This window comes from Wenyingzhuangia sp. IMCC45467 (assembly GCF_054111205.1).
Map to the genome: position 1 here is coordinate 1,787,867 of NZ_CM134196.1, position 20,826 is coordinate 1,808,692.

Annotated in this window: 22 protein-coding genes and 1 tRNA gene; 4 read left to right on the forward strand and 19 right to left on the reverse strand. The window is 31.5% G+C overall.

The window, feature by feature from the left end; all coding sequences use genetic code 11:
• Positions 1-27: 27 nt before the first annotated feature.
• A complete protein-coding gene (locus ACXGQT_RS07575) occupies positions 28-504 on the forward strand; it encodes an ABC transporter ATPase (protein ID WP_457830785.1) in 477 nt (158 codons plus the stop codon).
• Positions 505-517: 13 nt separating this feature from the next.
• Here ACXGQT_RS07575 and ACXGQT_RS07580 read toward each other — a convergent pair whose 3' ends face one another.
• The 5 genes from ACXGQT_RS07580 to ACXGQT_RS07600 all read right to left on the reverse strand — a co-directional run bounded on the left by ACXGQT_RS07580 (position 518) and on the right by ACXGQT_RS07600 (position 4,772).
• Positions 518-1,885, reverse strand: coding sequence for a toxin-antitoxin system YwqK family antitoxin (locus ACXGQT_RS07580; RefSeq protein WP_457830786.1), 1,368 nt, complete (start codon positions 1,883-1,885; stop codon positions 518-520).
• A gap of 261 nt (positions 1,886-2,146) precedes the next feature.
• Entirely contained in the window at positions 2,147-2,854 is a 708-nt protein-coding gene (gene truB / locus ACXGQT_RS07585) for a tRNA pseudouridine(55) synthase TruB (protein WP_457828000.1), read from the reverse strand.
• Positions 2,855-3,649, reverse strand: coding sequence for an undecaprenyl-diphosphate phosphatase (locus tag ACXGQT_RS07590; RefSeq protein WP_457828001.1), 795 nt, complete (start codon positions 3,647-3,649; stop codon positions 2,855-2,857). It abuts the gene before it with no gap.
• 1 nt (position 3,650) lies between these two features.
• Entirely contained in the window at positions 3,651-3,890 is a 240-nt protein-coding gene (locus ACXGQT_RS07595; protein WP_457828002.1) for a DUF3098 domain-containing protein, read from the reverse strand.
• A gap of 3 nt (positions 3,891-3,893) precedes the next feature.
• A complete protein-coding gene (locus ACXGQT_RS07600; RefSeq protein WP_457828003.1) occupies positions 3,894-4,772 on the reverse strand; it encodes a cell division protein FtsX in 879 nt (292 codons plus the stop codon).
• A gap of 161 nt (positions 4,773-4,933) precedes the next feature.
• Between ACXGQT_RS07600 and rbfA the strand changes: the two genes are divergently transcribed.
• Both rbfA and ACXGQT_RS07610 read left to right on the forward strand, forming a co-directional pair.
• The gene (rbfA, locus tag ACXGQT_RS07605; RefSeq protein ID WP_457828004.1) at positions 4,934-5,329 is read left to right on the forward strand and encodes a 30S ribosome-binding factor RbfA; all 396 of its coding nucleotides are present in this window, start codon (positions 4,934-4,936) and stop codon (positions 5,327-5,329) included.
• 4 nt (positions 5,330-5,333) lie between these two features.
• The gene (locus tag ACXGQT_RS07610; protein WP_457828005.1) at positions 5,334-6,533 is read left to right on the forward strand and encodes an ABC transporter permease; all 1,200 of its coding nucleotides are present in this window, start codon (positions 5,334-5,336) and stop codon (positions 6,531-6,533) included.
• A 237-nt stretch (positions 6,534-6,770) separates the two neighbouring features.
• Here ACXGQT_RS07610 and ACXGQT_RS07615 read toward each other — a convergent pair whose 3' ends face one another.
• The 13 genes from ACXGQT_RS07615 to ACXGQT_RS07675 all read right to left on the reverse strand — a co-directional run bounded on the left by ACXGQT_RS07615 (position 6,771) and on the right by ACXGQT_RS07675 (position 19,488).
• A complete protein-coding gene (locus ACXGQT_RS07615; RefSeq protein ID WP_457828006.1) occupies positions 6,771-6,926 on the reverse strand; it encodes a hypothetical protein in 156 nt (51 codons plus the stop codon).
• A 16-nt stretch (positions 6,927-6,942) separates the two neighbouring features.
• Positions 6,943-7,386 carry a hypothetical protein gene (locus ACXGQT_RS07620; RefSeq protein WP_457828007.1) on the reverse strand — a complete coding sequence of 148 codons (444 nt, stop codon included), beginning with the start codon at positions 7,384-7,386 and terminating at the stop codon, positions 6,943-6,945.
• A 318-nt stretch (positions 7,387-7,704) separates the two neighbouring features.
• Positions 7,705-8,127: a hypothetical protein gene (locus tag ACXGQT_RS07625; RefSeq protein ID WP_457828008.1), complete on the reverse strand. Its 423-nt coding sequence runs from the start codon at positions 8,125-8,127 to the stop codon at positions 7,705-7,707.
• A gap of 513 nt (positions 8,128-8,640) precedes the next feature.
• Positions 8,641-9,651, reverse strand: coding sequence for a tRNA dihydrouridine synthase DusB (gene dusB, locus ACXGQT_RS07630; protein ID WP_457828009.1), 1,011 nt, complete (start codon positions 9,649-9,651; stop codon positions 8,641-8,643).
• Positions 9,652-9,826: 175 nt separating this feature from the next.
• Positions 9,827-10,156: an L-rhamnose mutarotase gene (locus ACXGQT_RS07635; protein WP_457828010.1), complete on the reverse strand. Its 330-nt coding sequence runs from the start codon at positions 10,154-10,156 to the stop codon at positions 9,827-9,829.
• A gap of 3 nt (positions 10,157-10,159) precedes the next feature.
• Complete coding sequence (gene fucP / locus ACXGQT_RS07640) at positions 10,160-11,479, reverse strand: L-fucose:H+ symporter permease (protein ID WP_457828011.1); 1,320 nt, start codon at positions 11,477-11,479, stop codon at positions 10,160-10,162.
• Positions 11,480-11,507: 28 nt separating this feature from the next.
• Positions 11,508-12,299 (reverse strand): SDR family oxidoreductase, encoded by a 792-nt coding sequence (locus ACXGQT_RS07645; protein ID WP_457828012.1) that lies wholly within the window; start codon positions 12,297-12,299, stop codon positions 11,508-11,510.
• Position 12,300: 1 nt separating this feature from the next.
• A complete protein-coding gene (locus ACXGQT_RS07650; protein WP_457828013.1) occupies positions 12,301-13,137 on the reverse strand; it encodes an amidohydrolase family protein in 837 nt (278 codons plus the stop codon).
• A gap of 255 nt (positions 13,138-13,392) precedes the next feature.
• Positions 13,393-14,829: a tagaturonate reductase gene (locus ACXGQT_RS07655; protein ID WP_457828014.1), complete on the reverse strand. Its 1,437-nt coding sequence runs from the start codon at positions 14,827-14,829 to the stop codon at positions 13,393-13,395.
• 110 nt (positions 14,830-14,939) lie between these two features.
• Positions 14,940-16,592, reverse strand: coding sequence for a UxaA family hydrolase (locus tag ACXGQT_RS07660; RefSeq protein ID WP_457828015.1), 1,653 nt, complete (start codon positions 16,590-16,592; stop codon positions 14,940-14,942).
• 28 nt (positions 16,593-16,620) lie between these two features.
• Positions 16,621-17,289: a bifunctional 4-hydroxy-2-oxoglutarate aldolase/2-dehydro-3-deoxy-phosphogluconate aldolase gene (locus ACXGQT_RS07665; protein WP_457828016.1), complete on the reverse strand. Its 669-nt coding sequence runs from the start codon at positions 17,287-17,289 to the stop codon at positions 16,621-16,623.
• 113 nt (positions 17,290-17,402) lie between these two features.
• The gene (locus tag ACXGQT_RS07670; protein WP_457828017.1) at positions 17,403-18,437 is read right to left on the reverse strand and encodes a PfkB family carbohydrate kinase; all 1,035 of its coding nucleotides are present in this window, start codon (positions 18,435-18,437) and stop codon (positions 17,403-17,405) included.
• 43 nt (positions 18,438-18,480) lie between these two features.
• Positions 18,481-19,488 carry a zinc-binding alcohol dehydrogenase family protein gene (locus tag ACXGQT_RS07675; RefSeq protein WP_457828018.1) on the reverse strand — a complete coding sequence of 336 codons (1,008 nt, stop codon included), beginning with the start codon at positions 19,486-19,488 and terminating at the stop codon, positions 18,481-18,483.
• A gap of 179 nt (positions 19,489-19,667) precedes the next feature.
• Here ACXGQT_RS07675 and ACXGQT_RS07680 point away from each other — a divergent pair, with 179 nt between their 5' ends.
• A complete protein-coding gene (locus tag ACXGQT_RS07680; RefSeq protein ID WP_457828019.1) occupies positions 19,668-20,693 on the forward strand; it encodes a LacI family DNA-binding transcriptional regulator in 1,026 nt (341 codons plus the stop codon).
• Positions 20,694-20,728: 35 nt separating this feature from the next.
• Here ACXGQT_RS07680 and ACXGQT_RS07685 read toward each other — a convergent pair.
• Positions 20,729-20,814 (reverse strand) — tRNA-Leu (locus ACXGQT_RS07685).
• Positions 20,815-20,826: the final 12 nt, after the last annotated feature.

Consider the following 20,826-nt stretch of genomic DNA (forward strand, 5'->3'; position numbering starts at 1 on the left):
ATATATTTGCAATAAACAAAATCATTTATGTTAGTAGATTTTAATCAGCTTGAAAACACCGCTAAAGTATTTTTATATCCTAGCAATAAAAAGTTTCATCCTGAACTGCTTTCAGAAATAGAAACCAAAGTACAAGATTTTACCAAAGAATGGTGTAAAAAAAACAATATTGAAGCTGGATATAATATAAAATACCAACGTTTTATTGTTATTGCCATTAATCCTAACCAAGCTATTACCACTGGTATTATTGATGAATTGGTCACTTTTATTTTTAAACTGCAACTAGAACACGATATTGAATTGCTAGACAAACTAAATGTTTGTTTTAAACAAGGAGAGTTTGTGCAATACAAAGACGTGAAAGAGTTTAAAAAACTAATTAAAAACAAAAGTGTAAATAAAAGTACTATTGTTTTTGACAATTTAATCAACACCAAAGAAGAACTAGAATCTGACTGGGAATTGCCTGCCGAAGATACTTGGTATGCTAGAATGTTTTAAAAAAGTTATCTTTTTAGTAGCCTCTATTACGAGGTTTATAATTGTTCATTTGTAAACGATTGGCTCCTCTATTACAACCAAAACTTACAGGTAAATTAAAACTCAAATTCATCAAACGTCCACAATAAGTAGCAGGAATTAAAACAGGTAATTTTGACATGATATTTTTATAATAGTTTTCTATATCACTATTCTCACTTTTTACTGTAATATTATCCGCCTCTCCTAAACTATTAATCTTAAATGAAATTTTAGCTTTTATAACTTTTCTATTAGTACAATCTTCTACATAATTAGCCAATTCATTTAAGTCTACCATTTTTAATAAAAACTTATTAATTTTTGTAATAAATTCTTTACTATGAAAAGCCATCTCTTTACTTTCCTTGTAATTTTCCATTAAAATCATAGGTGTGGCATATTCCAAACTCAAAGCCGAAGAGAGATAAGGTGGTAAATCAAAAAGAGTTGACTTTTCAAAATATTTTTTATTTTTAGCAGAACCTCTTAACGACTTGTAATCCCTGTCTTTATATCTTTTTTCTCTTGAGATCCATTCTTTCCATTTACCTACTTTTTGTGTTTTATACATTATCCCTGTAGACCACATTTTACCTTTATCATCTAATGTTTTAAAACTCCCATTTGGAATACTATCTTGATATTGAATGGATTTTACTTCAACTATTTTACCTTTATTTAACTGATCTAAATCATATGATAACAAAATACCTGCTCCATTTTTAAAATTAGAAACTTTAATTATTTTTCCATCGGTATCATAAAAATCGGATACCCAATATAATTTTCCTTGATGATATTTTTTCTCTTGATATAATTTTCCATTAGGATGAAATACTTTTAAACTACCATGTAATTTATCCTGATCTAAAGTGGTAGATTCTTCGGTAAATCCATTATAATTTTTTCTCCAATCCACACCCAATTTTTTCTCTTGATTGTAATAGTATTTTCTAGTTAAAGTCCCTTTTAAATTATAATAATACAAACTATCTAACCTAAAATTATCATTATAAAACTCTTTAGACACCATGATTCCTTTTGAGTAAGCTACCCAATACCCTATTTTTTTTCCATCAATAAAACTACCCTTCTGAATATATTTTTCATCTGGTGACTTATAAACCCAATAACTTTCTTTTTTATTTAGTTTATAATTTCCTTCTGCTACAATTTTATTCTTATAAAACTCTTTATAAGCCCCATGTTTAATATTATGATCCTCTTTAAGAACAAAATATCTTTTAATAGTCTTTTTAAATGCAGGGACTTCTTCTTCAATTCCAACTGTTTCAAATTTTTGAGCAAAAGATGAATTCGCAACCAATAGAAATGTTGCTATTATAGTGATTAATTTCATAGTCAATTTTTATAACAAAGTGTTGTGTAGTGGTAATTCTTTTTCAGATAAACAAGAATAACATAATACACATTTAAAACTAACCTGCACTGTCCTGTAACAAAAAAAGCTATCTAATAAGTATTAAAAAACGTCATTCTTAATTTAGTTCAGAATCCCAACCTATTGTTAAACAGTGGTGATGAGAAACTGAAACAAGTTCAGTTTGACGAAGTTTTTACTCTTTAGACAACTTCGTGCTATTTATTATTTGTCCTTAAGCTATTCTGATTTTAATTCCATACCAAAATCTTGTAAAAAGGCTTCTACAGAAACAGCATTGTTCACCTTAAAATCTCCAATTTTAGTTCTTCTTAAAGCAGATAAATGCGAACCTGAGTTTAATGCCTTTCCAAAATCATATGCCAAAGAACGAATATAAGTTCCTTTGCTACATGCTACTCTAAAATGTACGTTAGGAAAATCTATTCCTGTAATTTCAAAGTCGGAAATATTTATTTTTCTTGATTTAATTTCAGTTGTTTTTCCTTCACGAGCTAGTTCATACAAGCGTTTTCCTTCTTTTTTAATGGCCGAGAAAATAGGCGGTTTTTGATCTATTTCTCCCACAAATTGTTTGGTGGCTTCGTAAATCATTTCTGTGCTAATATGACCTGTAGGAAACGTTTCATCAATCTCTGTTTCCAAGTCGTAACTTGGAGTTGTTGCTCCTAACACAATGGTACCTGTGTATTCTTTGTGCTGTGCCTGATAGGTTTCAATTTTTTTAGTAAACTTTCCTGTACACAAAATCAATAAACCAGTAGCTAAAGGATCTAAAGTTCCTGCATGACCTACTTTAATGTTTTTAAGTCCGAAATGCTTTTTAATTACCCATCTTAATTTATTAACTACCTGAAATGATGTCCAATGTAAAGGTTTGTCAATCAACAACACCTGCCCTTCTTTATACTCCTCTAATGTTTTCATTTATGCAAAAAATGTATATGCTATAGCTACTACACCTACAATAGCACAATATATTGAAAAGTAAATCAACTTACTTTTTTTAACCAAAGCAATCATCCATTGACAAGCAAGTAACCCTGCAATAAAAGCAGCAGCAAACCCTGCCCCCATAGGTACTATTTCTTCTGATGCAAAGTGAATATCACCACCTAAAATATCTTTTGCTATTTTTCCTAAAATTAAAGGTACTACCATTAAAAAAGAGAACTTTGCAGCCTTATTTCTATCTACCCCTAAAATAACTGAAGTAGAAATAGTAGCTCCAGATCTAGAAATACCTGGTAACATGGCAATGGCTTGAGAAATTCCTATAATAATTGATCCTATAACAGACACATCTTTATTGGTTGTTTTTGCTCTATCGGCCAATAATAACAATACAGCTGTTACCAACAACATTGCTCCTACAAACAATATTTTCCCTCCAAAAAAAGACTCTAATTCTTCCTCAAACATCAATCCAATCACCACTGCAGGAATCATAGACAATACTATTTTTAAGGAAAACATAAACTCTTCATTTACCTTAAACTGAAATAGCCCTTTTAAAATTTGGGCAACTTCTTTTCTAAAAATAACAATAGTACTTAAAGCAGTAGCAAAATGTAAAACCACTGTATATGTTAAACTCTCTTCTGGCACAGAATTATCTCCTAATATAAACTTAGCTAGTTCTAAATGTCCACTAGACGATACAGGTAAAAATTCTGTTAATCCTTGAATAATACCTAAAATAATTGCTTCTAATAATCCCATGTTATTTTTTTGATGGTTTAGCTAAAATAGCCCAAATTTCAATTCCAAACCCTATTAACACCAAAGTTGGTGCTAGTCTAATTCTTCTAAAATTGTAAATAGCTTCATTAAATACTTCTGGGTTTTCAGAGCCCCCTCCAGACATTAAAATAAATCCTATTCCAATAAAAGCTAAACCAACCAACATAAGTTGATAATTTCTTTTTCCAAACACAAAGTCTGATGCAAATTTTTGTTTCATAACTTAAAAATAAAGTTGATCTGTTTTTAAACGTAAAAATCTTTGAGTAGCCATAAAAGCACTCGCTGCTGTAATAATAATGGCAGAGGCAAAAATTCCGCCAATTACTAACACCAACACTTTTATATCTTCTAACAATGCCAATGCAGGCAATTTATGATTGATTTTATAACAAATACCTAGTAAAATTGCAGAGGCAAAAAATGCTCCTGCCAAGCCTAAACGTACACTCCCTAAAATAAAAGGTTTGCGAATAAAAGCTTTAGTTGCTCCCACCATTTGCATGGTTTTAATGGTAAATCTTTTAGAGTAAATAGACAATCTAATAGAACTGTTTAATAACAACACCGCTATAAATGCTAATACCGATGCTCCTACCACTAACCAAAAACCAATGGTCTTAATATTTTTTGTTAACAAATCTACCAAAGGAGCATCGTAAGCAGCTTCTTCAATAAACTCATTTTTTTCTAATTCTTTTTTAATGTAAACCAACTGAGCAGGACTTACAAAATCTGCTTTTAACCTAATTTCGTAATAACTTTTAAGAGGGTTTTCTCCTAAAAAACTTAAAAAGTCTTCTCCTATATCTTTACTAAACTCTTCAGCAGCTTGTTTTTTAGATACAAATCTAATTCTATTAGTAAAGTCTTTTTCTGTCAAAAACTTTTTTAATTCCGCTTGTTGTTTGTTAGACATGTTGTTTTTTAAGTACAAAGTAATACTTACTTTTTCTTTAAAATAACCACTTAGATTTTGATATTTTAACACCGTTAATCCTAAAAAACCAACCATTAACAGCACCATTGTAATACTTAACACAACAGATAAGTACGAGGCTTGCAAACGTCTTTTCTGATATTTTTCAAAAGATTTTGACATGGTATAATTTCAATAATTTGTCTGCAAGGTACTATCAAAAAATGATTATTAAAAATTTTGTTATCAGTATAAAGTATTAAGTATTGAGTATTAAGTTTATTCCCTAAATAATTCTTAATTCGTAATTGTAAAATCGTAATTCATAATCGTATCTTTGCTGCATGGAAGAAACAAATAGACAAAAGAAAATAGCAGGGGTCATTCAAAAAGATTTGGCCGAGGTTTTACAAGCCGATGCAAGAAATGGTTTACGTGGTGTTATTATTTCTGTATCTAAAGTAAGTGTTACTGCAGATTTAGGACAAGCTAAAGCTTATTTAAGTGTATTTCCATCAGAAAAAAGAGATGAAATCATAAAAGCTGTTACAGCAAATGTAGTTGGAATTAGACATGAGTTGGCTCAACGTACCAAACACCAATTAAGACGTATGCCTAACTTGTTGTTTTTTGGTGATGATTCTTTGGACTATATAGAAAACATAGACGATTCATTAAAAGGAAAAGATGTAAATCCTATTTACAATCCTGAAATTTTAGACAAAAGAAAAAAAACATAAGCTTTTGAAGTTTCCGCTATATATTGCCCAACGCTATTTAAAATCTAAAAGTGGTAACAACATTATAAATTTTGTTACCATTTTGGCTTGTTTAGGTGTTATAGCAGGAACTACTGCTCTATTTGTTGTTTTATCTGTTTTTTCTGGAATTAAAGACTACAGCTTAAGTATCTTAGATATTGACACTCCTGATATACGTATTAGTCCTAGTAAAGGAAAAACTTTTTTAATTGATGATGCTTTTATTCAAAAACTACATCATATTCCCGATTCCATTTATTATACCAAAGTTTTAGAAGAACGTGCTTTTTTTAAAAACAAAGACAAGGAAGAAATTGCTTACATAAAAGGAGTTGATAGCCTGTTTAACAAAGTAACACCATTAGATTCTTTAGTTGTGGTTGGGGCATGGTTTGATGCAACAAGTACCAATGCCTGTATAACGGAATACCAACTAACCAGAAAGTTAGATTTAAACGTATATACCGATTTATTACAAGTATATGTACCAAAGGCTGGAAAAGGATATATTACCAACCCTACTAAAGCCTTTACAACAATTAAACCACAGGTTGTTGGAGTAATTTCTAATCAAAACCAAGAAGACAACAAGTTTGTATATGTACCTTTAAGTTTAAGTCAGCAACTACTAAGCAAAGCTAAAAACGAAGTAAGTTACATTGACATATCCCTTAAAACAAACAGTTCACCTAACAATACTATTACATACCTAACAAAGGCTTTTCCTGATTATAAAATATCTAAACGAGAAGAAATTAACGGCTCTTTTTATAAAATATTAAACTCCGAAAAGCTTATTGCTTATTTGGTTTCTCTTTTGGTGGTGGTAATGGTATTATCTAACACAAGCGGGACTATTATTATGGTGATTGTAGATAAGAAAAATGATATTAAAACCCTTTTAAACATGGGAGCTCCCCTAATTAAAGTAAGACGTATTTTTGGTATCTATGGTTTTCTACTTAACGTATTAGGAATGCTTGTTGGTTTGGCTCTTGGAATTTTAATTGTTTTTACCCAGCTTCACTACGAACTAATAATGATTACTCCAAGTATTGCCTACCCTATAGCTTTTGAGTGGGAAAATGTTTGGGTGGTTTGTATTACCATTATACTTTTTGGTGCCTTGGCCAGCTTATTAGCTAGCGGTAGAATTTCAGAAAAATTTGTAAAGAGAAGGTAATTTTAGATTAGATAGTGGTATTGAGTAGTTAGTACTGAGTTCCGTTCTCGACTTCAATCAAACACCAAAAAGTTCATCGAGCGGAGACGAGATGATATTTTATTCTGAGCAACTATATCTAAGAATTAGTACATCATTAATCGTTAAAAATAAATTTGTTCTCGACTTCGCTCGAACACCGAATAAAATTATCAGGTTAAGTGAAATATCCAATTTACACTCCGGTTCTCGTTAATTTTAGCTGTTGTTATGAGTTTTTTTTTCAAAACCAACTGCTCCAGAATTTATATTTTTTCCTAATAATTTATTTTTTAGAATTTCAAATTCCGAATCTGATATTAAGTTTTTAGTTCTTAAAAAATCAATTCCATTCAACTGATTTTCGAAAGGCAAGTCTTTGTCAATTCTGCTATATTTTTTTAATTAAATACTCTTTAGAATGTTGAATTAATTTATCTGCAAATTCACGTATTTTCCTTTCGTTATTTTTTTTAAAAACTAATACAATTGGAGCGGTTGAATAGCTTTGAATAGTAATTGTTTTTTTTCTAAAAAACAATCCAATAACTGCTATTAACAAACTCACCATCATAATAAAAGAAAACAACATTGTTCCTCCTGCTACCTGTATAATAACTCCACATACAGCAAATAAAAATGCCAAAGCCATTAAGTTATTATTAGATTCGGTTTTTATAGTTTTTTTGGTTTCTAAATCTTCTAGATCAATTTCATATTCAATAAAATCTGTAATTGTCCTTTTAGAAATCAAAACTTTACTAGACATTATCTGAATAATTTGTTTTTTAAAAATTCCTTTAATTTCTATTTTTTCTATTATTTGCTCTATCATAACAACTCCCAGTTATCTGTGCCTTTTTCTTTTGTAATTTAGAAACAATAATAACGTTTTAAAAGTTTTTATTCAAAATCTGTATACCTATAAATAACTCCCAGTAAATAAAGTTTTAATGTGTTTAAGTTATTATTTTATAGAAAAATTCATGCATTAGCTCATTCAATTTTCAAATTGCTTTCAACCGCTTAGACTAGGTGCATTTGTGTGGGAGACTCCTTAACTTTGCGAGTACACACCAAACTCAAAATCAGCGAGGATTTTAAAAGTAGTTGAAAACAAGCAATTACTTTTAGCCAGTGTTGTAGTGTCTTTTTAATATTCATACAGAATGCTATCTTCTATATTTGTGATGTTCAGTTGCACTTTGTTTCCATCTACTTGCAAGTTTGAAATATCAAACGTCAATTCTTTAGTGATATATGCTTCGCATAATTCCTCATTCTTTAATGACAATCTTAAATTTCTTTGTGGTGGATCAGATTCCAAAACATCTTCAGAATCGATAAGTTTTAATTCCCAAGTATTTCCGCTACAACCTCCAGAACTAAAATTAATTTTTAAACAATCTCCATTTATTTCTAAACTATTTATTTTTAATTGGACAGAAGGAGCGGTTTGATATTGTTTGGCACTTATTAATGTTTCATAATCACAGTTAGTTAAATTTCCGTTATTATCATCCGAACAGCTTGAAATCAGAAACCCGATTAATAAAAAAGTTAATCTTTTTCTCATAGTATCTTTTCTTATAGATACACATTTTTTTAATTGGTTGCGTTAAAATACACCACAAATCCGAATAAAATTATCTAAAAAAGCGAAATATCAAGTTTAAAAGTGATAAACTAACAATCAGCCTTAAAAAATTATACTCAAAAGATTCAAATATTAATTTGGTTATATAGCAGCGGGGATATGATATTTTATTCTTAGCAACTATATCTAAGAATTAGCACATTATAATATGTAAAAATAAAATTGTTCTCGACTTCTCTGAAACACCAAAAAGTTCATCGAACGGAGTCGAGATGATGTTTTATTCTTAGCAACTATATCTAAGAATCAGCACATCATTAATCTTTAAAAGTAAATTTGTTCTCAGCTTCGCTCGAACACCAAAAAAGGTCATCGAACGGAGTCGAGATGATATTTTTTTTTAACAAACACACTGTTTTAGAGAGGTATAATTAGAACATCCAATTACAAACTATTGCTCTGTACTTTGTACTCAATACTTGATACTAAGCATTACTTCTGCATCAACTTTTCTTGTGCAACATTTCCAAACCTATCAACAATTTCGTTCATAACATCGTACACTCCTTGTGCTGAATCTTCGGTCACCAAACGAATTCTATATTCTTTAAAATCTCTAATACCTTTAAAGTAATTTGCATAGTGCCTACGAGTTTCCATAACTGCTTGAACTTCATTTTCTTTCCAAGCAATTTCCATTTCTAAATGTCTACGAGCAACCTCAACTCTATCTTCTATAGAAGCTATTGGTAAATGCTCTCCTGTAGCCATAAAGTGTTTAACTTCTTTAAAAAACCAAGGGTTTCCAATAGCAGCACGACCAATCATACAACCATCTAAACCGTAATCGTCTCTCATTTCAATAGCACGTTCAGGAGAAGTAACATCTCCATTTCCAAAAACAGGAATGTGCATACGTTGATTGTTTTTTACCGCCGCAATTCTAGTCCAATCTGCATCTCCTTTATACATTTGAGCACGAGTTCTTCCATGAATAGAAATAGCAGCACAACCAACATCTTGTAAACGCTCTGCAACTTCTTCTATCATAATAGAATTCTCATCCCATCCTAAACGAGTTTTTACCGTAACTGGTAAATGGGTATGTTTAACCATTTCTTTGGTTAAAGAAACCATTAAATCAATATCCTTTAAAATACCTGCTCCAGCACCTTTACTAACTACTTTTTTTACAGGACAACCAAAGTTGATATCAATAATATCTGGTTTAGATTGCTCAACAATTTCTACAGTACGTAGCATTGACTCCAGATTGGCACCAAAAATTTGAATTCCAACTGGACGTTCTTTTTCGTAAATGTCAAGTTTTTTAACACTCTTAGCTGCATCACGAATTAATCCTTCTGATGATATAAACTCAGTATACACCAAATCTGCACCTTGCTCTTTACACAAAGCTCTAAACGGAGGATCACTAACATCTTCCATAGGAGCTAATAATAAAGGAAAGTCGCATAATTCTATATCACCTATTTTTACCATAACGTACTGATTTTAAAGTTCCAAAAAATTTGGACTGCAAAGATACAACATAAGAATTAGCAATTTGCCATAACAAATCAAGAATTTTTACTTACTGTAAATCAATTATCTAAAAACAAAAAACCTGTGATATGTTTATCACAGGTTTGATTCGAGTTCTTGTGGGATAACAGATTTACAATTGAAATATTTTTTCTAAAGCTATCCATTTTTCTCCTGGTTTTGCCCAAGGCAGTCCTTGTTGATATTTCCACATTAACTTTTCCCATTCTTGGACTTTAGGATTATTGGCATCTTTTTCGGCTCTTTTTACAGGATCAAAAGTTTCATCACATTCCATCATCATAAACATTCTGTTTCCTGATAAATAAATTTGCATATCTACAATTCCAGCTTCTTTGATACTCGCTATAATTTCTGGCCAAACATTTTTATGATGTTCTTTATACTCAGCAATTAACTTTTCATCTTCTTTTAAATCACAGGTATAACAATATCTATTCATATTTTAAATTTTATTGTATTTTGAATAAACTAATCTTCCATAAAAAGCAATAATTATAAAGCATATTAGAGTAATTATAAATGAAAGTCTCATCTCTGTAAATCCTAAATAACTCACATCTTCGTATCCTGCTCCTCCTAAATCTAAAAGACGACCTTGTAAAGGAGTTAATAATGCTCCTCCAACAATTGCCATTACTAAAAATGCTGCTCCAAACTTCGCATCTTGACCTTGTCCTTCTAAAGCAATACCATAAATAGTTGGAAACATAATAGACATAAATGCAGATGTAGCTACCAAACTATAAATACCTAACATTCCTGGTAAAATAATGGTTCCAATAGTGGTGATAATTGCACCAAAAGCAAAATACATTAATAACTTACCTGAATCAATATTCTTCATTAAAGCGGTTCCTACAGTTCTTCCTATTAAAAAAACCACATAACCTGCCAAACCAAACCAAACTGCATTTTCACTATCAATTCCTAAGGTTTCTGCATATTGATATACATAAGTCCAACACATAATTTGAGCTCCTATATAAAAAACTTGTGCAATTACCCCAAATGCAAATTTTGGTTGTTTCCACAATCTTTTTACAGAATCTATAAAATTAACTTTTACCTCTTGATCTTTATTTTGTGGCATTTTTAAAACGCTAATCATAACAAGAAAAAACAAGACTACAATTCCTAGTATTACATATGGATTTCTAATAACCTCTAAATCTGATGTTCTAATTACAGATTTTGCAGAATCTGAAAGAGTATCAAAAATAGAAGTTCCATCAGCATTGGTATCATCCGATTTTAATGCATTTAAAACAAAGTTTTGGGCTACCAACAACCCCCCAATAGAACCTACTGGATTAAACATTTGTGCAAAGTTTAAACGTCTTGTAGCTGTTTCTTCAGCTCCCATAGATAAGATGTATGGATTTGAAGTTGTTTCTAAAAAAGCCAATCCAAAAGTTAAAATATAGTACGATAACAAAAAGAAAGTGTAACTCTCATATTGAGCTGCAGGAAAAAACAATAAAGCTCCAATAGCATACAATGCCAAACCAACCAATACTCCTTTTTTATAAGAATATCTATTTACAAATAATGCAGCAGGAATAGCCATACAACCATATCCTCCATAAAATGCAAACTGTACGTAAGATGCTTCTACATTAGACAACTCTAACACCTTTTGAAAGGCTCTTACCATAGGATTGGTTATATCATTTGCAAACCCCCATAAAGCAAAAAGAGAGGTTATTAAAATAAAAGGTACTAAAACCGATTTAGCTACTACTGGTATTTTTATTTTCTCCATAATTATTTAATTAATCTTTTAATTTATTTTACTCTGTTAACAATGATCTATCTAAATGTACATAACCACCATCAACCGTAATAAACTGACCTGTAGTGTGAGATGATTTTTCAGAAATAGTAAATAAACACTGATCTGCTATTTCTTGTGGTGTTGTCATCCTATTTTCTAAAGGAATTTTACTGGTAATAGATTTTAATTTTTCTTCTCCATTCTCCAAAGTCTTTATCCATGTGTCATATGCAGGAGTCCAACTTTCTGCAATTACAATGGCATTAGAACGAATTCCAAACTTAATTAAATCAACAGCCCATTCACGTGTTAACCCAAACACACCTCCTTTTGCAGCTGCATAACCAGAAGTTCCTCCTTGCCCTGTTAAAGCTACTTTAGAACCTATGTTTAAAATATTTCCCTTGGCTTTTTTAAGCATTGGCAAGCAATACTTTGTCATGGCAAAAAAACTGACCATGTTTAATTTTAAAGAATACATAAAATCATCTATAGAAGCATCTAAACCAGCCCCATCGTTTACTCCTACATTGTTAATTAAAGCATCTACTCTGCCATATTTTTCTTCAATAATTTTAGCTGCTTTTTCTATTTGTGTATAATCTGACAAATCTGTTTTTATAAAAGTAGCCGCTATGCCTCTTTCATTCAACTCCTTAGCGTAAGCAGCTCCTCTATCATTTCTGTCTACCAATACAGGAATGGCTCCTTCATTTGCCAACGCTTGTACAATGGTTTCTCCAATGCTTCCTTTAACTCCTGCCGATCCTGTAACTACAACTACTTTGTTCTTAAGTTTTAAATCCATATTATAATTGATAAAATTCAACAGCATTATTTCCCATAATAGCTGCTTGTTCTTGCTTTGTTAATGTTTTTATAAATTCTTGAACTGTATTTTTTACTTGGGTATAATTTCCTGCCACCAAACACACTGGCCAATCTGACCCAAACATAACTCTGTCCGTTCCAAAATCCTGTAACACTAATTGCATATATGGCTCTAATTGCTCATAAGTCCAAGATTTATAATCTGCCTCGGTAATCATTCCTGATAGTTTACAATATACGTTAGGACATTTTGCTATTTCTTTTATGAGCACAGCCCAACCGTGATAAAAACCATCTTTTATATAAGGTTTTGCAATATGATCTATAACAAATTTGATATTTGGAAATTGCTTTACAAACTCTAATACAGCTCCTAATTGATGTGGAAATACCAAAATATCATAAGTGAATCCATAATTTTCTAATTTAGAAATCCCTTTAACAAAGTCAGGTCTTAGTAAAAAATTAGGATCTGGTTCTCCTTGCACTATATGACGAAATCCTTTAACCACCTTGTATTGACTGTAATTTTTTAAAACGTCATCAATATCATCGGCTCTAAAATCTACCCAACCTACAACTCCCTTAATAAAGTTATGCTGAGATGCTAAATCAATTAAAAAATTGGTTTCCTCTAATGTTTGATCTGCTTGAACAGCTATACATCCATCAATATTGTTTTGCTGATAAACAACTTTTAAATCTTCTGGTAAAAAATCTTTTCTAATGACAGCCATTTCATCATCAATCCAACTATGTTTTTCAGCATTATATTTCCAAAAATGCTGATGTGAGTCAATTACTAAATTTTTCATTTTTTATTTTAGTATAAGTAAAACAGAAGGCTCATAAATTTGCCTTATTCTCAATTTTTAAAAATAACTATATATCTCATTTCAACATGATACTTTTTTTGGAAGAAATGATGAAGATTATACATTTATTGAAAAATTAATATCTAAAATATATAACATCAATAAAAACTAAGTTAAAAATTTATCTTTTTAATATCCACAATAAAAAGCTCTTAAATTAATTTAAGAGCCTTTTATAAAATTATTGAGTAACTATTACTTAATAAAAGCCTGTAAGCTAGCTTTCATTCCATTATCTACAATTGCCTGTAAATAAGTTGTTACTGTTGTTTGTAAACCATCTATAGATGATAAGTCTGTTCCCCAGAAATCTGTATTAGATAAAGTTGCTTTTACAATTTCTACAATATCTCCTGTTGCCCATTGAGTAGCGAAAAAGTCTAAAGCAGATTGGTCATCATTTAAAGCAATTTTTTCACCATCTCTATCTCCTTTATAAAAGGCAATTAAAGATGCTAAAGAAAATAATAATCCTTTTGGTAACTCATTCTTTCTTTTGATGTACTCTAATACCGATGGTAAAACTCTTGTTTTAAACTTAGAAGTTGAGTTTAATGAAATACTCATTAAAGCGTGCTCTAAATAAGGATTTCTAAAACGATCTAATACATCATTTGCAAACTGATTTAATTCAGCCTCTGGCAAATCTAAGGTAGGACAGATTTCGTTAAAAATAGTGTTCTTTAAATAAGTTCCCACTACTTCATCTTCTAAAGACTCACGAACTTTGTCAATTCCGTATAAGTAACCAACAGGTACTAAAGTAGTGTGAGCACCGTTTAAAATTCTTACTTTACGAGTTCTGTAAGGCTCCATGTTGTCTGTAAACACAATGTTTAATCCACATGCTTCTGCAGGAATTTCTTCTTTTACTGAAGCTGGTCCTTCAATTACCCATAAGTGGAATTGCTCTCCCTCTACTACTAAATTATCTTTGTATCCTAATTCTTTAGTAATGGCATCCATTTTATCTCTTGGATATCCTGGCACAATTCTATCTACTAAAGAGTTACAGAAAATGTTATCGTTGTTAATCCAATCAACAAAAGCATCTCCTAAGTTCCAATCTGCAGCGTATTGTAAAATAATTCTCTTTAAGTTATCTCCATTTTTATCAATCAACTCACAAGGAATTACAATTAGTCCTTTGTCTGATGCTCCATCAAACGCTTGGAATCTTTTATATAATAAAGCTGTTAATTTTCCTGGGTAGCTAGATTGTGGTGCATCGTCTAATTTATCATTAGCATTGTAAGAAATACCTGCTTCTGTAGTGTTAGAAATCACAAAACGCAATTCAGGATTCTCTGCAACGGCTAAATAATCAGCATAATTTTCATAAGGATCGATTCCTCTTTGGATACAATCTACTATTTGATGTTCACTGATTGCCTGTCCGTTTTTAATACCATTTAAGTACAAAGTGTACAAACCATCTTGGTCATTTAACATTTTAATCAATCCTTGGTCAATTGGCTGAACCGCAACCACACCACCATTAAAGTCTGCTTTTTGGTTCATTTCATGAAACATCCAGTTTACAAAGGCTCTTAAAAAGTTACCTTCTCCAAATTGAATAATTCTTTCTGAGTACGTTTTAACGTCTGCTGTTTTTCTATTTAATGAATTCATTTTTATTAAGTATTGAGTAACGAGTATTGAGTACAAAGTACCACTCATTATTTAATTTTAATTATTTATTGTTTTTACAAAATACTAAATACTTTGTAGTTGATACTATATTACAAAGAAACTCCTCTTTTCCAAGGAATAAAATCATTATTACCATGTAACACCGCTTTTGAAGCAACTTCTCCACTTGCTACTTTAATAATATGGTCTAAGATTTTTTCTCCCATGGTTTCAATAGTATCCTCACCAGTAATTACTGTACCTGCATTGATGTCGATAATATCATTCATACGTTCGTATAAGTTTGTATTACTAGACATTTTTAATACTGGTGCTACAGGATTTCCTGTTGGTGTTCCTAAGCCTGTAGTAAACACGACTACGTTACACCCAGATCCTACCAAACCTGTTGTAGATTCAACATCGTTCCCTGGTGTACACAGCAAATTTAATCCTGGTTTGGTTACTTGCTCTGTATAATCTAACACTTCAACTACTGGAGAAGTTCCTCCTTTTTTAGCTGCTCCAGCAGATTTCATCGCATCGGTAATTAAACCATCTTTAATGTTTCCTGGTGAAGGGTTGTTTTCAAATCCAGAACCTACGGCAACGGCTGCTGCTGAATAAGCTCTCATTAAATTATAGAACTTTTTCGCATCGTTATCGTTAACGCATCGGTTAATAATTTCTTGTTCTACTCCGTTTAACTCAGGGAATTCAGACAATACAGGTGAACCACCTAAAGCCACTAGTAAATCTGAAGCATATCCTAAACCTGGATTTGCTGAAATACCAGAGAATCCATCAGAACCTCCACACTCTAATCCTAAAACCAATTTGCTTAAAGGAGCTGGTTTACGAGTAGTTTTATTTGCTTCTGTTAAACCTATAAAAGTATGTTTTACTGCTTCTTCAATTAAAGCTCGTTCACTTTCACTTTGTTGTTGTTCTAAATAATGAACTGTTTTTTCACAATTAGGAGCAATATCTTTAATTGCTTTTTGTAACATTTCTATTTGTGCATTTTGACATCCTAAACTAAAAACAGTAGCTCCTGCAACATTAGGATTGGTAATATAACCTGCCAACAATTTACACAATGTTTCAGAATCCTGACGAATACCTCCACATCCACCATCGTGCTTTAAAAACTTAATTCCATCTACATTTGGGAATACTCTGTTTTTAGACATTTCTTCTTTGGTAGTAATAATTGGTGTTTTTAAAATATCATCTGCACTAGCTCCCGATTTATATTGCTGAATTAAAGCATCAGTATCTACTGCAAAATCTTTTTTAGTTTCGTACCCTAATTTTTCAGATAGCGCACCTTCTAAAACATCAACATTTCTGTTTTCGCAAAAAGTTAAAGGAATGACCAACCAGTAATTTCCTGTTCCTACTTTACCATCTTTTCTATGGTAACCATTAAAGGTTCTGTTTTTAAACTTAGACACATCTGGTGCTGTCCAAGTAAATTTTTCTTGTGTATCCTTAAACTCTGCTGATGCATGCTTTACATTATCAATAGTAATAGCACATCCAGCCAAAATAGGCTGAACGGCTTTACCAATTAATACTCCGTACATGAATATTTCATCACCTACAGCAAAATCATTCAATGCAAATTTGTGTTTTTGTTTAATATCTTCTTTTAACATTAAACTTTTACCTGCAACCTCTACAAAAGTATCTTTTGTTAAAGCTTGAATTGCCACAATAATATTGTCTCTTGGGTCTATTTGAGCGTATTGAACTGACATAATTGTTTATTTATTAATCTTTATTTGCTTATCCTCTTACTTTTTTGATGGTTTCCAATGCTTTGGCAACCGTCTTTTTTAATCCATCAAAATCTCTATCAGCCAATACTTTTTTACTGATTAATTGAGATCCCATTCCTACACAAACCACACCTGCATCAAACCATCCTTTTAAGTTTTCTTCTTCTGTAGTTACTCCACCTGTTGGCATAATAGAAGTCCATGGTTGTGGTCCTACAATTCCTTTAACAAAATTTGGCCCGTATAAATTCCCTGGAAATAATTTTACAATTTCGCACCCTAACTCTTCTGCTCTAGCAATTTCTGTTAAAGTTCCACACCCTGGGTTCCATGCTACTTTACGTCTGTTACATGCAATGGCAATATCTTCTCTAAATACAGGAGTTACAATAAAATTTGCTCCTAAAGACATATATAATGATGCTGCTGCTGCATCTGTAATAGAACCTACTCCCATAATCATTCCTGGTAATTCTGCCACTGCATATTTGGTTAATGCTGCAAAAACCTCGTGAGCAAAATCTCCTCTTGCTGTAAATTCTAATAAACGTGCTCCACCATCGTAACACGCTTTTAATACTTTTTTACCTAATTCAATATCTGGGTGATAAAACAAAGGAACCATTCCTGTTTCTTTCATTACTTGAGCTACTTCTATTCTTGAATATTGTGCCATTTATTTTTATTGTTTATTCGTTTAATTATTTATTTGTTTGCTATGCTTTACTTGTTTAACTATTTATGATTTGTGCGATTTCATCAAAACTAATTAATAGTTAAAATTAACCGTTACCTATCTACCAAAGCAGAACCATCACTTTCCATAAAATCAATTACTTCTTGTTTAGAGGCTCTGTTTACATCACCAAAAATGGTATGTTTAATAACACAAGCTGCAGTTGCAAATGACACTGCTTTTTGTAAATCATCTTGATAACCTATTAAACCATAAAGCAATCCTCCCATAAAAGCATCTCCAGTTCCAACTCTATCTACTACAGGTGTTATTTCTTTAATACGAGCTCTATAAAGTTCTTTATTTTTATATAACAAACCACCTATTCTTTGATGTGATGCGTTTACAGAGTTCCTAAAAGTCATTCCTATAGTATGCACTTTAGGTAACATTTCCATAATTTTATCAAATTGATGTTTGATATCATTATCATTGCTATAATCTGGATTGATTTTTTCCTTACCTAACATAAACATCGCAGTATCTACATCTGCCAAAACAATATTACTATGTTTTAACAATGCAGGCATTACCTCTTTAGGTTGCTTACCGTACTTCCATAGTTTACTTCTATAGTTTAAATCTGTAGAAATTGTCAATCCTCTTTCAACAGCAGCTTCAATAGCCTCTAAACATACCTCCGCAGCTGTTTGAGATAAAGCTGGTGTAATACCACTCCAATGAAAAATAGTAGCATCTTTAAAAATAGCATCCCAATCAAACTGCCCTAATTTCACTTCTGAAATAGATGAATTTGCTCTATCATAAACCACACTACTGTTACGACCCGAAGCTCCATTCTCTAAAAAGTATAAACCTAATCTTTGTCCTTGTCTAAGAATGTGCTTAGCCCCAACATTTCTACTTCTGATACTTTGAATAACACAATCTCCTATAGCGTTGTCTGGAATAGCTGTTACAAACTGAGTTCTAACTCCGTAGTTAGCTAAAGATCCTGCTACATTAAACTCTCCCCCTCCATAGACAACTTCCAGATTGGTTGCTTGACTAAATCTTAAATTATTTGGTGGAGATAATCTACCTAAAATCTCCCCAAACGTGATTACCTTATGTTCTTCTACCTTCATTTTTGTTAATTAATTCTTGTTAACTAAGTTATTTCTTTATTATTTAAAAATCTACGGTTGCTTTTATAACTCCCGTAGCTGGTTTTGTCCAACTATCAAAATGAGCAATCATTTCTGTAAACGGAACGTTGTGTGTTATAAAAGATTCTGTTGGAAACTGATTTAACACATTAATTACATGCTCAAAATCTTCGGTAGTAGCATTTCTACTACACATAATAGTTGTTTCTTTTGCATGAATTTTTGGGTGATTAAAATTTAGATCACCTTTAGACAACCCTACTAAAACATAACGACCTCCGTGAGACATATAATCTGGCCCAACTTCTAGTGCTCCTTTAAAACCTGTAGCATCAAAAACAGCAGTTGCCATATCTCCATTGGTAATCTCAGCAATTTTCTCTACCGGATTGTTATTTACATTAATTACAAAATCAGCCCCTATCTCTTCCTTGGTATATTTTAACCTGTCATCATTTACATCTAACACAATTACTTTTGCCCCTGCTATTTGAGCCAACTTTACCATTCCAATTCCAATAGGCCCACAACCTACAACCACAACTGTTTCTCCTTTTTGAACATTGGCTCTACGAATGGCATGTGCTCCAATAGCCAAAGGCTCTACAATTGCCATTTGATCATAACTTAAGTGATTTGCAGATAATAACAAATCTTTACGTACCGTAATATATTCCTGCATTCCACCGTCAGAATGAACTCCTAACACACTAATATTTGTACAACAATTGGTTTTTCCATTACAACAAGCTACACATTTGCCACAACTTACATATGGCATTACCACCACTTTGTCTCCTGCTTTTAACCCTCTACTATTCTCTCCTATTTCTACAATTTCTGAAGCCAATTCGTGACCTAAAATTCTAGGATACGTAAAAAATGCTTGATTTCCAGAATATGCATGTAAATCTGTACCACAAATACCAACCTTATTAACTTTTAACAAGGCTTCGTTTTCTTTACGCACAGGTTTTTCCTTTTCTTTTAGTTCAAAAACACCAGGCTCTTTGCAAACAATATATTTCATTTCTTGATTAAATTAGGATTTAGTTCAAACGATTGAACATGTTTTCTAAAAAAATTACCAACCCTAAAAACACTAATTGACATAAAGTTAGAAATTTAAAAATAAAACTTGTAAATATTGAATTAAATTCATTTTATATTTACATTTGTTCAAACGATTGACCAAATATAAGTAATATTTTGAAAAACAAAAGAAAAACTACTATAAAAGATATTGCTAATGTTCTAAAGATTACACCTTCAGCAGTCTCTAGAGCCTTAAACAACAACCCTAGAATAAGCGATAAAACCAAAGCTGCTGTTAAAAAAGTAGCACTAGAACTAGAATATCAACCCAACCAACTAGCTTCTGCATTAAGAAGTGGAAAAAGTAACTTAGTTGGAATTATTGTACCCAAAACAAATAGTTATTTTTTTACAACTGTTGTTGAGAGTATTGAATATGAATTGAACAAAGAAGGATACAATGTAATCATTACTCAATCTAACGAATCTTACGACAAAGAGTGTAGAAATATTCAAACTTTATTACAAATACAAGTAGATGGTATTATTGCTTCATTAGCCAATGAAACTGTTGATTTTAGTCATTATGAAAAAATTAAGTCTAAAGGAATTCCATTAATACTATACGATAGAGGAGAAAATGATATTGGAGTAGATTATGTAGGGATTGATGATTACGAAAGTAGTCATTTGGTCATAGAGCACCTAGTCAATCAAGGATGTAAAAGAATAGCTCATTTAGCTGGGTTAAGCAAAACTAGAATCTATAAAAACAGAATTAGAGGTTATATTGATGCTATAGAAAAATATCATCTTCCACTAGACAACAACCTTATTAAAGAAAGTAATTTAACACTAGAGGATGGCCGAAACAAAACTAAAGAGTTATTAAAACTCCCAAACAAACCCGATGCCATTTATGCTGCTGGAGATTACGCTGCTTTGGGTGCTTTACAAGTATTACAAGAAAACAATATTAGAGTACCTGAAGACATTGCACTTGTTGGATTCAGCAATGAACCTTTCACCTCTTTAATAAGACCTACCATTACAACCATATCTCAACACAACAAAGAAATCGGAAGCTTAGTAGCCAAACAGTTTTTAAAAAGGGTAAATGATAAAAATTGGAAGCCTGTACTTACCAAAACTATATTAAACGCAAAACTAATCATTAGAGAATCTTCTAAAAGGAGATAAAAAAAGCCTCATCAAAATTAATTGACGAGGCTTTGTACTCAAGATGGGACTTGAACCCATACGGGCATTTCTGCCCACTGGATTTTAAGTCCAGCGTGTCTACCAATTCCACCACTTGAGCGTGTGTAAACTT

What these genes read in the sequence shown, in the direction of transcription:
- ACXGQT_RS07655 (WP_457828014.1), bottom strand. Translation starts at nt 14,829, where the DNA reads ATGAATTCATTAAATAGAAAAACAGCAGACGTTAAAACGTACTCAGAA.
- ACXGQT_RS07590 (WP_457828001.1), bottom strand. Translation starts at nt 3,649, where the DNA reads ATGGGATTATTAGAAGCAATTATTTTAGGTATTATTCAAGGATTAACA.
- ACXGQT_RS07645 (WP_457828012.1), bottom strand. Translation starts at nt 12,299, where the DNA reads ATGGATTTAAAACTTAAGAACAAAGTAGTTGTAGTTACAGGATCGGCA.
- fucP (WP_457828011.1), bottom strand. Translation starts at nt 11,479, where the DNA reads ATGGAGAAAATAAAAATACCAGTAGTAGCTAAATCGGTTTTAGTACCT.
- rbfA (WP_457828004.1), top strand. Translation starts at nt 4,934, where the DNA reads ATGGAAGAAACAAATAGACAAAAGAAAATAGCAGGGGTCATTCAAAAA.
- ACXGQT_RS07625 (WP_457828008.1), bottom strand. Translation starts at nt 8,127, where the DNA reads ATGAGAAAAAGATTAACTTTTTTATTAATCGGGTTTCTGATTTCAAGC.
- ACXGQT_RS07635 (WP_457828010.1), bottom strand. Translation starts at nt 10,156, where the DNA reads ATGAATAGATATTGTTATACCTGTGATTTAAAAGAAGATGAAAAGTTA.
- dusB (WP_457828009.1), bottom strand. Translation starts at nt 9,651, where the DNA reads ATGGTAAAAATAGGTGATATAGAATTATGCGACTTTCCTTTATTATTA.
- ACXGQT_RS07595 (WP_457828002.1), bottom strand. Translation starts at nt 3,890, where the DNA reads ATGAAACAAAAATTTGCATCAGACTTTGTGTTTGGAAAAAGAAATTAT.
- ACXGQT_RS07670 (WP_457828017.1), bottom strand. Translation starts at nt 18,437, where the DNA reads ATGAAGGTAGAAGAACATAAGGTAATCACGTTTGGGGAGATTTTAGGT.
- truB (WP_457828000.1), bottom strand. Translation starts at nt 2,854, where the DNA reads ATGAAAACATTAGAGGAGTATAAAGAAGGGCAGGTGTTGTTGATTGAC.
- ACXGQT_RS07650 (WP_457828013.1), bottom strand. Translation starts at nt 13,137, where the DNA reads ATGAAAAATTTAGTAATTGACTCACATCAGCATTTTTGGAAATATAAT.
- ACXGQT_RS07580 (WP_457830786.1), bottom strand. Translation starts at nt 1,885, where the DNA reads ATGAAATTAATCACTATAATAGCAACATTTCTATTGGTTGCGAATTCA.
- ACXGQT_RS07675 (WP_457828018.1), bottom strand. Translation starts at nt 19,488, where the DNA reads ATGAAATATATTGTTTGCAAAGAGCCTGGTGTTTTTGAACTAAAAGAA.
- ACXGQT_RS07665 (WP_457828016.1), bottom strand. Translation starts at nt 17,289, where the DNA reads ATGGCACAATATTCAAGAATAGAAGTAGCTCAAGTAATGAAAGAAACA.
- ACXGQT_RS07600 (WP_457828003.1), bottom strand. Translation starts at nt 4,772, where the DNA reads ATGTCAAAATCTTTTGAAAAATATCAGAAAAGACGTTTGCAAGCCTCG.
- ACXGQT_RS07660 (WP_457828015.1), bottom strand. Translation starts at nt 16,592, where the DNA reads ATGTCAGTTCAATACGCTCAAATAGACCCAAGAGACAATATTATTGTG.
- ACXGQT_RS07620 (WP_457828007.1), bottom strand. Translation starts at nt 7,386, where the DNA reads ATGATAGAGCAAATAATAGAAAAAATAGAAATTAAAGGAATTTTTAAA.
- ACXGQT_RS07575 (WP_457830785.1), top strand. Translation starts at nt 28, where the DNA reads ATGTTAGTAGATTTTAATCAGCTTGAAAACACCGCTAAAGTATTTTTA.